General features: G+C 61.0%; 3 protein-coding genes. 1 reads left to right on the forward strand and 2 read right to left on the reverse strand.

Annotated features, from left to right (window positions below):
• The coding region (locus AC1D0Z_RS21485; protein WP_477660187.1) for a chlorhexidine efflux transporter at positions 1-166 on the reverse strand (166 nt) is incomplete at its 3' end.
• Positions 167-290: 124 nt separating this feature from the next.
• Here AC1D0Z_RS21485 and AC1D0Z_RS21490 point away from each other — a divergent pair.
• The gene (locus tag AC1D0Z_RS21490) at positions 291-1172 is read left to right on the forward strand and encodes a LysR family transcriptional regulator (RefSeq protein WP_477660185.1); all 882 of its coding nucleotides are present in this window, start codon (positions 291-293) and stop codon (positions 1170-1172) included.
• Positions 1173-1322: 150 nt separating this feature from the next.
• On the opposite strand, the gene AC1D0Z_RS21495 is transcribed toward AC1D0Z_RS21490, so the two are convergent.
• Positions 1323-1525, reverse strand: a 203-nt coding sequence (locus AC1D0Z_RS21495) for an outer membrane beta-barrel protein (protein WP_477660186.1), incomplete at its 5' end; no start/stop codon positions are given.

The following is a 1525-nucleotide window of genomic DNA, read 5'->3' on the forward strand; positions in this document are numbered from 1 at the left end:
TGTTCCAGCTCATCGCCATCAGCGAAACCATCAGGGTGAGCAGGCCCATATGCGCCAGCGGGTAGCCGAGCAACCAGGCGCCCAGCGGCGCACAAATGGCGATGGCAAGGACTTCAAAGCCCAAGGCATGGAAGAACCGCTCTTTCAGGGACTTTTGGAGGCTCATTAAGGCGCTTTCTGTCTTGTTGCCGCCCGTTGAGGTGAAGTACCTCTGGGCCTTACGGTATTTTAATCGTTATTTTGGATATATTAAAATCAATAACCATCTGAAAAATAGATAGAAGGCCGCCATGCGTCATTCCCCGGAAGCCCTGACCGCTTTTGCCGAGGCCGCGACCCTGGGTTCGTTTTCGGCGGCAGCCCGCAAACTGGGCAAAAGCCAGTCAACGGTGAGCAGCGCGATTGCCAACCTGGAAATCGACCTCGGCCTGAACCTCTTTGACCGCAGCAGCCGAAAGCCGGCATTAACCGAACATGGTCGCGTCATGCTGGGCAAAGTGCAGGAAATCCTGGCTGCCAGCGACCGGCTTGACCGCGCCGCAAGCCAACTGGGCGGTGGGCTTGAGCCCAGGCTCAGCGTGGTCTGGTCCGATACCTACCAGTCAGACCGGTTTGAAGAAATGCTTCTGGCGTTTGAGAACAGGTTTCCAGACCTCGGGTTTGAATGCCTGATTGCCGAACATGGTGACCTGGTGTCGCTGGTGCAAACGGGGCGGGCAGACATTGGCGTGGTGGCCGCCCAGGGCGCATACCCGCCGGATATCGGCTCGGCCACGATTGCAGAACAATCGGAGATCACGCTGTTTGTGGCGGTGGGCCATCCGCTGGCGAGCCTCAGGGACGTGACGCCCGACAGGCTGGCCGGTTTCCGCGAGCTGCGCCTGGCGACCTACCTGGAGCTTGCCCAGGCAATGCCCAGGGCGGGCCGCACATGGTCTGCTCCCAGCCATCTCATGCTGCTGGAATTGGCGGTGCTGGGTTTTGGCTGGGCGGCCATCCCGCGCTGGATGGTCACGCGCTTTGCTGCCGGCAAGCTGGTGGAGCTTGATGCGCGCGGCTGGCCCCGCAGGGTGCCTGTAGATGCGGTCTGGTCACGCCAGCGGCCCTTGGGCCGCGCTGGAATCTGGCTATTGCAGGAGATGCTGGCGCCGCACTCGCCGTCAGTTGGCTAATAGTGCCTGAAACCCAATGGCAGCAAGCGCGAGCAGCTATGAATTTAGTAGTGGCTGCGCGGGGGCGGGGCGAACGTGAAAAAGCCCGCAGGGCTGAAGAGGCCTGCGGGCAGTTTTTGGTCTGCATGGCTGACGCTACAGCCGCAACGCCTAGAAGCGGTACCGCAGGCCTATGCTGGTGGTGTTGATGCGTTCCTTGCCCCCACCAGGGTACTTCATGTCATGCTCGTCCCACTGCAGCACCGCTGACAAGGTCTGCGTGAATGCCCACTCGGCACCAATGCCGTAAGACACGCCCCAGTTGCTTTCGCTGCCAGTGGCAATGCCCGACGCAGGTGCGGCCGACACATGGG

The sequence above is a fragment of the Polaromonas sp. P1_E3 genome (assembly GCF_056405935.1).